Here is a 14,070-nt window from a genome sequence, read left to right on the forward strand (position 1 = left end):
CACCGAAGCCGACGCGCCCCCGCCGGCGCGGTGTGCGTACCGCGCCGGCGGGGGCGTCTTGGCGGAGAAGGGCGCGGCGGGTGCCGCGAGCGGTCAGTCCTCGCCCTCCAGGTCGCCCTCGGTCTCCAGGAAGATCTCGCGCAGGGCTTCGAGGGCGGCGGGGTCGGGCTTGGCCCACATGCCGCGGGACTCGGCCTCCAGGAGGCGCTCGGCGATGCCGTGCAGGGCCCAGGGGTTGGCCTCCTGGAGGAACGCGCGGTTCTCCGGGTCCAGTACGTAGGCCTCGGTGAGCTTGTCGTACATCCAGTCGGCGACCACGCCGGTGGTCGCGTCGTATCCGAAGAGGTAGTCGACCGTGGCGGCCAGCTCGAACGCGCCCTTGTAGCCGTGGCGACGCATCGCCTCGATCCACTTGGGGTTCACGACCCGCGCCCTGAAGACGCGCGACGTCTCCTCCACGAGGGTGCGGGTGCGGATCGTCTCCGGGCGGGTGGAGTCGCCGATGTACGCCTCGGGGGCCGTGCCCCGCAGCGCCCGTACGGTGGCGACCATGCCGCCGTGGTACTGGAAGTAGTCGTCGGAGTCCGCGATGTCGTGCTCACGGGTGTCGGTGTTCTTGGCGGCGACGGCGATGCGCTTGTACGCCGTCTCCATCTCCTCGCGCGCCGAACGGCCTTCCAGGCCACGGCCGTACGCGTAGCCGCCCCACACCGTGTAGACCTCCGCGAGGTCGGCGTCGGTGCGCCAGTCGCGGGAGTCGATCAGCTGGAGGAGGCCCGCGCCGTACGTGCCCGGGCGGGAGCCGAAGATGCGGGTGGTGGCGCGGCGTTCGTCGCCGTGTTCGGCGAGGTCGGCCTGCGCGTGGGCCCGTACGAAGTTCTGGTCGGCGGGCTCGTCGAGCCCTGCGACCAGCCGGACCGCGTCGTCCAGCAGCCCGATGGTGTGCGGGAAGGCGTCCCGGAAGAAGCCGGAGATGCGCAGGGTGACGTCGATGCGGGGGCGGCCCAGCTCGTCCAGCGGGACCGGCTCCAAGCCCGTCACGCGGCGCGAGGCGTCGTCCCAGACGGGGCGGACGCCGAGCAGCGCGAGGGCCTCGGCGACGTCGTCACCGGCGGTGCGCATCGCGCTCGTGCCCCACAGGGACAGGCCGACCGACTCCGGCCAGTCGCCGTTGTCCGTCCGGTACCGCTCGAGGAGGGAGTCGGCCAGGGCCTGGCCGGTCTCCCAGGCGAGGCGCGAGGGCACGGCCTTCGGGTCGACGGAGTAGAAGTTGCGGCCGGTCGGCAGGACGTTGACCAGGCCGCGCAGCGGCGAGCCGGAGGGTCCTGCCGGCACGAAGCCGCCCTTCAGGGCGTGCACGACGTGGTCCAGTTCAGCCGTCGTGCCGGCGAGGCGCGGGACGACCTCCCGGGCGGCGAAGTCGAGGATGTCCGCGACCTGCTGCCCGTGCCCGGCGGCCACCTCGGCCACCGCCGCCGGGTCCCAGTCCGCGTCCTCCATCGCCTGAACGAGGCTGCGGGCCTGTTCCTCGGCCGCGTCCGCCGTCGTGCGGGTCGCCGCGGACTCGTCCAGGCCGAGCGCCTCGCGCAGGCCCGGGAGCGCCGACGTACCGCCCCAGATCTGCCGGGCGCGGAGGATGGCGAGGACCAGGTCGACACGGGGTGCGCCGGTCGGCGCGCCACCGAGGACGTGCAGGCCGTCACGGATCTGCGCGTCCTTGACCTCGCACAGCCAGCCGTCGACGTGCAGCAGGAAGTCGTCGAAGCCGTCGTCGTCCGGGCGGTCCTCCAGGCCCAGGTCGTGGTCGAGCTTGGCGGCCTGGATGAGCGTCCAGATCTGCGCGCGGATCGCGGGCAGCTTGGCCGGGTCCATGGAGGAGATCTGCGCGTACTCGTCGAGCAGCTGCTCCAGGCGCGCGATGTCGCCGTAGGAGTCGGCGCGGGCCATCGGCGGGACGAGGTGGTCCACGAGGGTGGCGTGCACGCGGCGCTTGGCCTGGGTGCCCTCACCCGGGTCGTTGACCAGGAACGGGTAGATCAGCGGCAGGTCGCCGAGGGCCGCGTCCGGGCCGCAGGCGGCGGAGAGGCCCGCGTTCTTGCCGGGCAGCCACTCCAGGTTGCCGTGCTTGCCCAGGTGGATCATCGCGTCGGCGCCGAAGCCGCCGTCGGACTGCGCGGCGGCGATCCAGCGGTAGGCGGCCAAGTAGTGGTGCGAGGGCGGCAGATCGGGGTCGTGGTAGATCGCGATCGGGTTCTCGCCGAAGCCGCGCGGCGGCTGGATGAGGATCAGCAGGTTGCCGCGGCGCAGGGCGGCCAGCACGATGTCGCCCTCGGGGTCGCCGCCCTGGCCCACGCGGCTGCGGTCGAGGAACATCTCGCCGGGCGCCGGGCCCCAGTGCTCCTCGACGGCGGTGCGCAGCTCCTCGGGGAGCGTGGCGTACCAGCGCTTGTAGTCGGCGGCCGGGATGCGTACCGGATTGGCGGCCAGCTGCTCCTCGGTGAGCCAGTCCTGGTCGTGGCCGCCAGCCTCGATGAGGGCGCGGATCAGTTCGTCGCCGTCCCCCGAGACCAGGCCGGGGATCTCCTCCTCGGGCCCGAAGTCGTAGCCCTCCGCACGGAGGCGGCGCAGCAGCTCGACGGCGGAGGCGGGGGTGTCCAGGCCGACCGCGTTGCCGATGCGGGAGTGCTTGGTCGGGTACGCGGACAGCACGAGTGCCAAGCGCTTGTCGGCGGGCGCGATGTGGCGCAGCCGGGCGTGGCGTACGGCGGTGCCGGCGACCCGCGCGGCGCGCTCGGGGTCGGCGACGTACGCCGGGAGGCCGTCCTCGTCGATCTCCTTGAAGGAGAACGGGACGGTGATCAGGCGGCCGTCGAACTCGGGAACGGCGATCTGGCTGGCCGCGTCCAGCGGCGAGACGCCCTCGTCGTTCTCCTCCCAGTCGGCGCGCGAGGAGGTCAGGCAGAGCGCCTGCAGGACCGGTACGTCGAGGCCGGTGAGGGCGCCCGCGTCCCAGGACTCGTCGTCGCCGCCGGCCGAGGCGGTGGCGGGCTTGGTGCCGCCCGCCGCCAGCACGGTGGTGATGATCACGTCGACGGCGCGCAGCGCGTCGATCAGCTCCGGCTCGGGCGCGCGCAGCGAGGCGACGTACAGCGGCAGCGGGCGGCCGCCGGCGTCCTCGATGGCGCCGCACAGCGCGTCCACGAAGGCGGTGTTGCCGCTCATGTGGTGGGCGCGGTAGTAGAGCACCGCGACGGTGGGTGCCTCGGGGCCCGTGGTGATGTCCGCACGAGGGGTGCGCTCCAGCGGGCCCCACGAGGGCGCGGCGGCGGGCGGTTCGAAGCCGTGGCCGGTGAGCAGCACGGTGTCGGAGAGGAAGCGGGCGAGCTGCTCCAGGTTGGCCGGGCCGCCGTGCGCGAGGTAGGCGTGCGCCTCGGCGGCGATGCCGACCGGGACGGTGGAGGCGGCCATCAGCTGGGCGTCGGGCGCCTGCTCTCCGGTGAGCACGACGACCGGGCGGCCGTCGGCGAGGAGCTGGTCCAACCCCTCCTGCCAGGCGCGGATGCCGCCGAGGAGGCGTACGACGACCAGGTCGCAGCCGTCCAGCAGGGCGGGCAGCTCGGCCAGGTCCAGCCGGGCGGGGTTGGCGAAGCGGTAGTCGACCGGGCCGCCGGCCGCACGAGCGCTCAGCAGGTCGGTGTCGGAGGTCGACAGGAGCAGGATCCGGCGGGCGGCGGTCTCGCCGGACTCGGGAACGGTCTCGCCGGACTGGGAGGCGTTCTCCCCGGGCGTGGGCAGCATGCGGCGTCGGGCCTTCCTCGGGGTCCGCGCCCCGGGCGGTGTCGGAATGGATCTCCCCTGCCCGGGTCGGCCCGGGAGCGGGGAAGGAGAGTTCCTGACTCACCCGGCCGAGAGGGCCGGGTTCACAGTGGCGGGACCGCGCCGGATTCGCACCGGCTTCCTCCCCTGTCGCCGTCGCCGGCGATGGTGACGGGCCCGGATGACCCGCCGTGAGCATAGTAAGGGCCACCTCCCCCGCGCGGGGCGGACGCCCGGGGCGAGGTCGGTATGCTCGCCGCCATGCCCACGGCGACCAACCCTCCACCTCGGGACGAACCCCCCATACCGGTTCGCCTCGACGCCTGCCCGGGCACTTTGCGGCTGCATACGGCGGACGACGGTGCGCTGGCCCGCGTCCGGGTGCCCGGCGGCGTACTGACCGCTGATCAGGCGGGCGCACTGGCCGATGCGGCGCTCCGGCTCGGGGACGGTTCGCTGCACCTCACCTCGCGCGGAAATGTGCAATTGCGCGGCCTGGACGGTGACTGCGGCGCGGCCCTCGCGAGCCTGCTCGACGCGGCCGGCCTGCTGCCGTCGTACCGGCACGAGCGGGTACGGAACATCGTCGCCTCGCCGCTGTCCGGGCTGGACGCCGGGCACGCGGACGTACGCCCGTGGCTGCACGCCCTGGACCGCCTGCTGTGCGCCAGCGAGGCCGCGACGGCGCTCTCGGGGCGCTTCCTGTTCGCGCTGGACGACGGGTGTGGGGATGTGGCCGCGCTCGGCGCGGATGTGACATTGATCGCCTCGGACGCCGGTCCCGCCGCGAGCTCCCCGGACGAGGACGGGGCGCTGCTCTACGTAGGAGCTGCGGACGGTGCGCTTCGGGTGCGCGGCGCCGATGCTCCTCGGGCCGCGCTGATCGCTGCCGAGGCCTTTCTGAACGCGACGGCGGAGAGCCGCTCCCGCGCCTGGCGGGTACGCGATGTCCCGGACCGCGCAGGCGCGTTGCTGCACGAGACGGCGCGACGACTGGACGCGGCGGGCATCCCCTGCACGTATACGGCGGGGACCTCGCTGCCCACGGATGCTGCGGCGCCCGTCCCCGGAATCATCGGCGGGCCCGACGGCCTTCGGGCACTGTCCGTCCTCGCCCCTCTGGGGACGCTGACCGCGGCGCAGTGGACGCTGCTGACCGACGTGGCCCGTACGGACGGCGCCGACGAACTGCGGCTCACCCCGTGGCGCGGCGTGGTCGTCCCCGGGCTGTGCCAGGAGGCGGCCGACGCCCGGCTGCAGGGACTGGCGACGGCCGGCCTGATCACCGACCCGGCCTCCCCCTGGCACGGCGTGGGCGCCTGCATCGGCCGCCCCGGCTGCGCCAAGTCGCTGGCCGACGTACGGGCGGACGCCGCCACCGCCCTCGGTGCGGGCGGCGGGCTGCCGGTGTACTGGTCGGGCTGCGCGCGCCGCTGCGGCCATCCTCAGGGCGACTGGGTGGACGTGGTCGCCACCCCCGAGGGCTACGAGGTCGACGGACACCTGGTCGAGCCCGGGGGCCCGCGGACCGAGGACGTCGGGGACCGGGGCGCGCCGGGCGGCGCACGCCTGCGTACTGTCGTGAGCGACGCCGCAGACATGAACGGGTCTTCAGATGCAAACGAGTCTGCGGGCGTGCACCCGCCGGCGGACTCCCGTGGTCCCGCCGACGGGCGGACGTCAACGGGCCTTGCCGTCGCCGTGGCGGCAGCACGCACGACGACAGCGACCACAGCGACGAGATGAGCGAGAGCACAGTGTTCGACTACGAGAAGGACGGGGCGGAGATCTACCGCCAGTCCTTTGCCACCATCCGCGCGGAGGCGGACCTCGCGGGCCTGCCCGCGGACGTCGCCCAGGTCGCGGTCCGGATGATCCACGCCTGCGGGATGACCGACCTCGTCCGCGACCTCGCGTTCAGCCCGGAGGTGATCGGCCGGGCCCGCGCCGCGCTGCAGGCGGGCGCGCCGGTGCTGTGCGACGCGCAGATGGTCGCGAGCGGCGTCACCCGCAAGCGGCTGCCCGCGGACAACGACGTGGTGTGCACGCTCTCGGAGCCGGGCGTACCGGAGCTGGCCGCGAAGCTCGACACCACGCGCAGCGCCGCCGCGCTGGAACTGTGGCGCGACCGGGGCCTGCTGGAGGGCTCGGTGGTGGCCGTGGGCAACGCGCCGACCGCCCTGTTCCGCCTGCTGGAGATGGTCGCGGAGGGCGCGCCGCGCCCGGCGGCCGTGCTCGGCATACCCGTGGGCTTCATCGGCGCGGCCGAGTCGAAGGACGCCCTGGCGGCGAACGCGCTGGGCCTGGACTACCTGGTGGTGCGGGGCCGGCGCGGCGGCAGCGCGATGGCCGCGGCCGCCGTCAACGCGATTGCGAGCACCGCGGAATGAGCACCACCACGCAGAGCGGCGACGCGGCCGAGAACGCCGGGAGCACCGAGAACGCCGGCAGCTCCAGGGCCGCTGAGAGCGACGCGCGCACCGGGAAGCTGTACGGGGTCGGGCTGGGTCCTGGCGACCCGTCCCTGCTGACCCTGCGGGCCGTCGAGGCCATCGGCGAGGCGGACGTCGTGGCGTACCACAGCGCCCGGCACGGCCGCTCCCGCGCCCGGGCGATCGCCGAGCGGTACCTGCGCCCCGACCACATCGAGGAGCTGCTCCGCTACCCCGTCACGGTCGAGACGACGGACCACCCCGGCGGCTACCGGGGCGCGCTGAACGACTTCTACGAAGAGGCCTCGGCCCGGCTGGCGGCGCACCTCGAAGCGGGCCGCACGGTGGCCGTCCTCGCCGAGGGCGACCCGCTGTTCTACGGCTCGTACCAGCACATGCACAAGCGGCTCGCGCACCGCTTCCCCACCGAGGTCGTCCCCGGGATCACCTCCGTCAGCGCCTCGGCGGCCCGGCTCGGCGCCCCGCTCGTCGAGGCCGAGGAGACGCTGACCATCGTGCCCGGCACGCTGCCGGAGGACGAGCTGACGGCCCGGCTGGCCGCCGCCGACTCGGCGGTCGTGATGAAGCTCGGCCGTACGTTCCCCACCGTGCGCCGCGCCCTGGAGCGCGCGGGCCGGCTGGCGGACGCGCGGTACGTGGAGCGCGCGTACATGGACGGCGAGCGCACGGCGGCACTGGCGGACGTGGACCCGGAGTCGGTGCCGTACTTCTCGGTGGCCGTGCTGCCGTCCCGAGTGGACAGCGGACCTGCGGCCCCGAAGCGCGGCGAGGTGACGGTCGTCGGCACCGGGCCTGCCGGCGCGCCCTGGCTGACGCCCGAGTCGCGCGGCGCCCTGGACAACGCCACCGACCTGGTCGGCTACACGACGTACCTGAACCGGGTGCCGGCCCGGGCCGGCCAGGAGCGGCACGGCTCGGACAACAAGGTCGAGTCCGAGCGCGCCGAGTTCGCCCTGGACCTCGCGCGCCGCGGGCGACGGGTCGCGGTGGTCTCCGGCGGCGATCCCGGCGTCTTCGCGATGGCCACCGCCGTACTGGAGGCGGCCGCCCAGCCCGAGTACGCGGACGTGCCCGTACGGGTGCTGCCGGGAGTGACCGCGGCGAACGCGGCCGCGGCCCGCGCGGGCGCCCCGCTCGGCCACGACTACGCCACGATCTCGCTCTCCGACCGGCTCAAGCCCTGGGAGGTCATCGCCGAGCGGCTGCGCGCCGCGGCCTCGGCCGACCTGGTGCTGGCGCTGTACAACCCCGGTTCGCGCAGCCGTACCTGGCAGGTCGGCAAGGCCCGTGAGCTGCTCCTCGAACACCGTGCGCCGGACACCCCCGTGGTGCTCGGCCGCGACATCGGCGGCCCCGAGGAGAGCGTCCGCATCGTACGGCTGGCCGACCTGGACCCGGCCGAGGTCGACATGCGCACCCTCCTGATCGTCGGCTCCTCGCAGACCCGGACGGTCCGCCGCGGCAACGACGAGCAGATCGTCTGGACGCCGCGGCGGTATCCCGAGGACTGACGCGTCACGCCTCCGTGCGGAAGGCCTTGCCCAGGTGGTCCGTCAGCCAGCGGACGGCCTGTCCGGGGTCGTCCGCCACGGGGACGCCGGCCGGGGCGGCCGGGCGGCGGACGACGACCACCGGGACCCCGGCCTCACGGGCGGCCGTGAGCTTGGGCGCGGTGGCCGCTCCCCCGCTGTCCTTCGTGACCACGACGTCGATCCGGTGCTCGCGCAGCAGTGCCCGCTCGCCGTCCAAGGTGAACGGGCCGCGGTCGAGCAGCACTTCCATGTGCGGCGGGCGCGGCCCTTCGGGGGCGTCCACGGACCGCATGAGGAACCACAGGTCCGTCAGGTCCGCGAAGGCGGACAGGCCCATCCGGCCGGTGGTGAGGAAGACCCGGCGGCCCAGCTCCGGGAGGAGCGCGGCGGCCTCCTGGAGCGATCCGGCCGGGTGCCAGTCGTCGCCTTCCCCCGGTACCCAGCCGGGCCGGCGCAGCGCCAGCAGGGGAACATGGGCCATGCCCGCGGCCGTCGCCGCGTTGAAACTGATCTTTCCGGCGAAAGGATGGGTGGCGTCGATGAGCACGTTCACCTGGTGCGCACGCAGCCACTGGGCGAGCCCCTGCGCACCCCCGAAGCCGCCGATGCGTACCTCGCCCGGCGGCAGCACGGGGCGGGCGACACGGCCCGCGAGCGACGTCGTCACGCGCACGCCGCCGGCGAGCGGGCCGTCGGCCAGCGCTGTGGCGAGGCGGCGGGCCTCCGTCGTACCGCCGAGGATCAGTACGTGCGTGGCGTGCATCGGGTCCTTCCATGAGTGAGGCGAGCGGCGGGCGCAGCGCCCAACTCAAGCACACCGGTCTGCGGCCCGGATGGACGACCGGTGCCTGTGCCACGGCGGCGGCCACCGCCGCGTACACCGCGCTGCTGACCGGCGACTTCCCCGACCCGGTGACGATCACCCTGCCCAAGGGGCAGACCCCGGCCTTCGCGCTCGCCGTCGAGGAACTGTCCGAGGAAGGGCCCGGAGAGCCCGCCGGGAGGCGCGCGACGGCGGGCGTGGTCAAGGACGCCGGGGACGACCCAGACGTCACGCACGGCGCGCTCGTCCGCGTCACCGCGCGCGCCCTGCCGCCCGGCTCCGGAGTGGTCTTCAAGGCCGGTCCCGGCGTGGGGACGGTGACCCGCCCGGGTCTCCCCCTCGATGTTGGCGAACCGGCCGTCAATCCGGTGCCGCGCCGACTGATGCGCGACCATCTGGCGCAGGTCGCCGCGCGCCACGGGAGCGGCGAGGCGGACGTGGAGCTCACCGTGTCCGTGGACCACGGCGAGGAGATCGCCCGCTCCACGTGGAACCCTCGGCTCGGCATCCTGGGCGGGCTGTCGATCCTCGGGACGACCGGCATCGTCGTGCCGTACTCGTGCTCGGCGTGGATCGACTCCATCCGGCGCGGCGTGGACGTGGCCAGGGCGGCCGGGCGCACGCACGTCGCCGGCTGCACCGGCTCGACGTCCGAGAAGACGGTGGTGGCCGAGTACGGGCTGCCCGAGGACGCCCTGCTGGACATGGGCGACTTCGCCGGGGCCGTACTGAAGTACATCCGCCGGCACCCGGTCGACCGGCTGACGGTCTGCGGCGGCTTCGCCAAGCTCTCCAAGCTGGCCGCCGGCCACCTGGACCTGCACTCCGCCCGCTCCCAGGTCGACAAGGGCTTCCTCGCCGACCTGGCCCGCCGCGGCGGCGCGGACGAGGCGCTGGCGGCGGAGGTGGCGGCCGCCAACACCGGGCTCGCGGCCCTGCAGTCGTGCACGGCGGCCGGGGTCCCGCTCGGCGACCTCGTGGCGACCACCGCCCGCGACCAGGCCCTTGAGGTACTCCGCGGCGCCCCCGTGCAGGTCGACGTCATCTGCATCGACCGCGCAGGCAACGTGGTGGGCCGCAGCACGCTCCGCTGACCGACCGCCCCGGGGCGGGTCCGGCTCAGCACACGTGAGGGCGTTCCCGCCTCAGCACACGGGAGGGCGTCCCCGTCTCAGCACACGTGGCGGTCGCGCTCCGGCGAGTACAGGTGGCTGTCCCGGAACTGCTCGGCACCCAGCGTGCGGCCCACGATGATGACCGCCGTACGGACGATCCCGGCCGCCTTCACCTGGTCCGCGATGTCCGCCAGCGTGCCGCGCAGCACGACCTCGTCGGGCCGGCTGGCCATCGCGACGACCGCGGCGGGGCAGTCGGCGCCGTAGTGCGGCAGCAGCTCCGCCACGACACGGTCCGCGTACCGGGCGGCCAGGTGCAGCACCAGAAGCGCACCGCTGCGTCCGAGGGTGGCCAGGTCCTCGCCCTCGGGCATCGCGGTCGCCTGCTGCGCGATACGGGTGAGGATCACCGTCTGGCCGACCGTCGGCACGGTCAGCTCCCGCTTGAGCGCGGCTGCGGCCGCGGCGAACGCCGGAACCCCGGGCACCACCTCGTACGGCACGCCCGCCGCGTCCAGCCGCCGCATCTGCTCGGCGACCGCGGAGAACACCGACGGGTCACCGGAGTGCAGCCGGGCCACGTCGTGCCCCGCCTCGTGCGCCCGCAGCACCTCGGCGGTGATCTCGTCGAGGTTCAGCTGCGCGGTGTCCACCAGGCGCGCGTCCGGCGGGCACTCGGCGAGCAGTTCACGCGGTACGAGGCTGCCCGCGTACAGGCAGACCTGGCAGCCGGCGAGCGTACGGGCACCGCGCACCGTGATCAGGTCGGCCGCGCCGGGGCCCGCGCCGATGAAGTACACGGTCATCTGTCGTCTCCTGGAAGTGCTTCGTAGTCGTCGTCGCCTTCGGGCCCGCGGCCGGGCCCGGCCGCTGTCCACGGGGCGCCACCGGCCCCCGCGGGCGCTTCGAACGTCCCCCCTCGGAGGACGTCGAAGGCCTCGGGATCGGCCGAGGCCCCCGCCGGGCCGGGATCCTTGCGTACGGCCCACTGCGTGACCGGCATCGCCTGCCGCCAGCCGGTGAACCCGCCCACCGGTACGGCGTGCGACACGGCCAGCCGTACCAGCTCGCCTCCGTGCCGCCGGTACCAGTCCGCGAGCAGCGCCTCGGACTCCAGCGTCACGGTGTTGGCGACCAGCCGGCCGCCCGGCGGCAGCGCGGCCCAGCAGGCCGCGAGCAGGCCGGGGCTGGTCAACCCGCCGCCGATGAAGACCGCGTCCGGGGCCGGCAGGTCGGCCAGCGCCTCGGGGGCCGGGCCGGTGACGACCCGAAGGGCCGGTACGCCGAGCCGGTCCGCGTTACGGCCGATGCGCTCGGCCCGTACGGGGTCGCGCTCGACGCAGACGGCGCGGCACGAACGGTGGGCCCGCATCCACTCGATGGCGATCGAACCCGAGCCGCCCCCGATGTCCCACAGCAGCTCGCCCGGCTCCGGTGCGAGCGCGCCCAGCGTGGCCGCACGTACGTGACGCTTCGTCAACTGCCCGTCGCTCTCGTACGCGTCGTCGGGCAGTCCGGGTACGGCGCCGAGCCGCAGCGCGTCCGGGGCCCGGCGGCACACCAGGGCGATGACGTTCAGCGCGTCCCCGGGCGGATGCGGCCAGTCCTCCGCGATACCGGACAGCACCCGCTCCCGCTCACCCCCGAGCTGTTCGAGCACCCGCATCCGCGTCGGCCCGAAGCCCTGCTCGCCCAGCAGCCGGGCGACCTCGGCCGGCGTGCCGGGGCCCGCGCTGAGCACCAGCAGCCGGCGGCCGTCGTGCAGGGCGGCGGACAGCTGCGCGGGCGGCCGCCCGACGAGCGTGACGACCTCGGTCTCCTCCACCGGCCAGCCCAGCCGGGCACAGGCGTAGGAGACGGAGGAGGGGTGCGGCAGGATGCGCAGCGCGTCGGTGCCGATCGCCCCGTCACCGAGCACTTCGGTGAGGGTCCGCCCGATGCCGTAGAACATGGGGTCGCCGCTGGCCAGCACCGCGACCTTGCGGCCGGCGTGCGCCGCCAGCAGCCCGGGCACGGCGGGCCGCAGCGGGGACGGCCAGGACACCCGGCGCCCCGCGCACTCCGCCGGCAGCAGGTCCAGCTGGCGCGGCCCGCCGATGAGGACGTCCGCGTCCCGCAGCACGTCCCGCGATGCGACCGGGATGCCGGCCCACCCGTCGGCTCCGATCCCGACGACGGTCACGGCCGGTGGCGTAGGGGGTGGGGACGTGGCGGGGGTCACAGCCGGCTACCTCGGAGGTCGAGCGGGTTCGGAGCCGCACTCTACTGGCCTCGGACGGCGGGCCGGTGGCCGCCTCCCGACCGCCCTGCCCCGGCACACCCCGTCCGGCCTCTGACATGCCCGCGCCGAAAGTTTTCCACAGGCGAACGGGCGACCCGACGAGATGTCGCACGCCGGGCGCAGAATGGGTCCCATGACTGACGAGACCCCTGCCAGCACCGACTCCATGCCGGACTGGGAAAAGCGCTTCCGGGCCCCCCGCGTCGGGCTGCCCGAGTGGGCCGAGGACGCCCCCGAGCGCTCCCTGTTCGTGTCGAACGCCACCGGCACCTTCGAGCTGTACGCGTGGGACCGGGCCAGCGGTGCACAGCGCCAGGTCACGGACCGGCCGAACGGCACGACGGACGGGACGCTCACCCCCGACGGCCAGTGGATCTGGTGGTTCTCGGACACCGACGGTGACGAGTTCGGCATCTGGATGCGCCAGCCGTTCGACGGCGGCGAGGACGAGCCCGCCGCGCCCGGCCTGGCCCCTTCCTACCCGGGCGGGCTCGCCCTCGGCCGCGACGGCACGGCCGTCATCGGCCGCTCCACCGACGAAGAGGGCTCGACCGTCCACGTCGTCCGGCCCGGCCAGGACCCCGTGGAGATCTACCGCCACCGCGAGTCCGCCGGCGTCGGCGCCCTCTCCCACGACGGCTCGCTCATCGCCGTCGAGCACACCGAGCACGGTGACGCGATGCACTCCGCGATCCGCGTCGTACGCCCCGACGGCTCCACCGTCGCCGAACTGGACGACACCAAGGGCGGCACCGAAGAACTGGGCCTGTCCGTGATGGGCTTCGCACCGGTCGACGGCGACGCCCGGCTGCTCGTGGGCCACCAGCGCCGCGGCCGCTGGGAGCCGATGATCTGGAATCCGCTGACCGGCGAGGAGACCGCCCTCGCCATCGACCTGCCCGGCGACGCCGGCGCCGACTGGTACCCCGACGGTTCGGCGCTGCTGGTCGAGCACGAGTACCAAGCCCGCGGCGAGCTGTGGCGGTACGTCCCCGAGGGCGGCGAGCTGACCCGCGTCGAGACCCCGACGGGCACGGTCTCCGGGGCCACCGCCCGGCCCGACGGCACCGTGGAGTTCCTCTGGTCCTCCGCCGCCCAGCCGCCGGAGGTCCGCTCCACGAGCGGCGCGGTCGTCCTCGACCCGCCCGGCATGAAGGCCCCGAGCTCCGTCCCGGTGACGGACACCTGGGTCGAGGGCCCCGGCGGCCGCGTCCACGCCCTGATCCAGAAGCCCGCCGGGGACGGCCCCTTCCCGACCGTCTTCGACATCCACGGCGGCCCGACCTGGCACGACAGCGACGCCTTCGCCTCGGCACCGGCCGCCTGGGTGGACCACGGCTTCGCCGTCGTACGGGTCAACTACCGCGGCTCGACGGGGTACGGCCGCGAGTGGACGGACGCGCTCAAGCACCGCGTCGGCCTGATCGAGCTGGAGGACATCGCCGCCGTCCGCGACTGGGCGGTGGCATCCGGCCTTGCCGACCCCCGCAAGCTCGTCCTGTCCGGCGGATCCTGGGGCGGTTACCTGACCCTCCTCGGCCTCGGCACCCAGCCCGATGCCTGGGCCCTGGGCCTGGCCGCCGTCCCCGTCGCGGACTACGTCACGGCGTACCACGACGAGATGGAGGCCCTGAAGGCGATGGACCGCACGCTCCTCGGCGGCACGCCGGAGGAGGTGCCGGAGCGCTTCGAGGCGTCCTCCCCGCTGACGTACGTGGACGCGGTCCGCGCCCCCGTGTACATCTCCGCCGGGGTGAACGACCCGCGCTGCCCCATCCGCCAGGTGGAGAACTACGTCGACCGCCTCAAGGACCGCGACCACCCGCACGAGGTCTACCGGTACGACGCGGGCCACGGCTCCCTCGTCGTGGAGGAGCGCATCAAGCAGCTCCGCCTGGAACTGGACTTCGCCCGCCGCTACCTGGACGCGGAGGGCGTATGAGGAGGGGGAGGACCTGAGACGCGGAGAACGCAGAAAACGCGGAGAACACGGAGGGCACGGACGCCGCTGATGTGCCCCGGGACGCCGGGGCGCGGGGAGGTGGCTCCG

General features: G+C 74.6%; 9 protein-coding genes and 1 riboswitch. Of the genes, 5 read left to right on the forward strand and 4 right to left on the reverse strand.

All coding sequences use genetic code 11. The features are described 5' to 3' along the window. Positions 1 to 93: 93 nt before the first annotated feature. On the reverse strand, positions 94 to 3,798 hold the full coding sequence (cobN, locus tag IF20_RS17285) for a cobaltochelatase subunit CobN (protein ID WP_234426694.1): 3,705 nt from the start codon (positions 3,796 to 3,798) through the stop codon (positions 94 to 96). Between the two features lie 88 nt (positions 3,799 to 3,886). Then, positions 3,887 to 3,982, reverse strand: a riboswitch (cobalamin riboswitch). Positions 3,983 to 4,065: 83 nt separating this feature from the next. Between cobN and cobG the strand changes: the two genes are divergently transcribed. The 3 genes from cobG to cobJ are packed head-to-tail and all read left to right on the forward strand — an operon-like array spanning position 4,066 to position 7,780. Beyond that, a complete protein-coding gene (cobG, locus tag IF20_RS17290) occupies positions 4,066 to 5,562 on the forward strand; it encodes a precorrin-3B synthase (RefSeq protein WP_110944253.1) in 1,497 nt (498 codons plus the stop codon). Continuing rightward, the gene (locus tag IF20_RS17295) at positions 5,559 to 6,206 is read left to right on the forward strand and encodes a precorrin-8X methylmutase (RefSeq protein ID WP_052866095.1); all 648 of its coding nucleotides are present in this window, start codon (positions 5,559 to 5,561) and stop codon (positions 6,204 to 6,206) included. Before cobG ends, IF20_RS17295 begins: the two co-directional genes overlap by 4 nt. Beyond that, positions 6,203 to 7,780 carry a precorrin-3B C(17)-methyltransferase gene (gene cobJ / locus IF20_RS17300; RefSeq protein WP_110944254.1) on the forward strand — a complete coding sequence of 526 codons (1,578 nt, stop codon included), beginning with the start codon at positions 6,203 to 6,205 and terminating at the stop codon, positions 7,778 to 7,780. Before IF20_RS17295 ends, cobJ begins: the two co-directional genes overlap by 4 nt. Positions 7,781 to 7,784: 4 nt before the next feature. On the opposite strand, the gene IF20_RS17305 is transcribed toward cobJ, so the two are convergent. Next, on the reverse strand, positions 7,785 to 8,564 hold the full coding sequence (locus IF20_RS17305) for a cobalt-precorrin-6A reductase (RefSeq protein WP_052866096.1): 780 nt from the start codon (positions 8,562 to 8,564) through the stop codon (positions 7,785 to 7,787). A gap of 11 nt (positions 8,565 to 8,575) precedes the next feature. Between IF20_RS17305 and IF20_RS17310 the strand changes: the two genes are divergently transcribed. After that, on the forward strand, positions 8,576 to 9,718 hold the full coding sequence (locus IF20_RS17310) for a cobalt-precorrin-5B (C(1))-methyltransferase (protein WP_052866097.1): 1,143 nt from the start codon (positions 8,576 to 8,578) through the stop codon (positions 9,716 to 9,718). Positions 9,719 to 9,795: 77 nt separating this feature from the next. Here IF20_RS17310 and cobM read toward each other — a convergent pair whose 3' ends face one another. Continuing rightward, the gene (gene cobM, locus IF20_RS17315) at positions 9,796 to 10,545 is read right to left on the reverse strand and encodes a precorrin-4 C(11)-methyltransferase (protein ID WP_052866098.1); all 750 of its coding nucleotides are present in this window, start codon (positions 10,543 to 10,545) and stop codon (positions 9,796 to 9,798) included. Continuing rightward, entirely contained in the window at positions 10,542 to 11,960 is a 1,419-nt protein-coding gene (cbiE, locus tag IF20_RS17320; RefSeq protein WP_110944255.1) for a precorrin-6y C5,15-methyltransferase (decarboxylating) subunit CbiE, read from the reverse strand. The genes cobM and cbiE overlap by 4 nt, the downstream gene beginning before the upstream one ends. A gap of 193 nt (positions 11,961 to 12,153) precedes the next feature. Here cbiE and IF20_RS17325 point away from each other — a divergent pair, with 193 nt between their 5' ends. Further along, complete coding sequence (locus IF20_RS17325) at positions 12,154 to 13,962, forward strand: S9 family peptidase (RefSeq protein ID WP_052866099.1); 1,809 nt, start codon at positions 12,154 to 12,156, stop codon at positions 13,960 to 13,962. The last annotated feature ends 108 nt before the right edge of the window (positions 13,963 to 14,070 follow it).

It is taken from the genome of Streptomyces niger, assembly GCF_000718305.1.
GTDB classification, from domain to species: domain Bacteria; phylum Actinomycetota; class Actinomycetes; order Streptomycetales; family Streptomycetaceae; genus Streptomyces; species Streptomyces niger.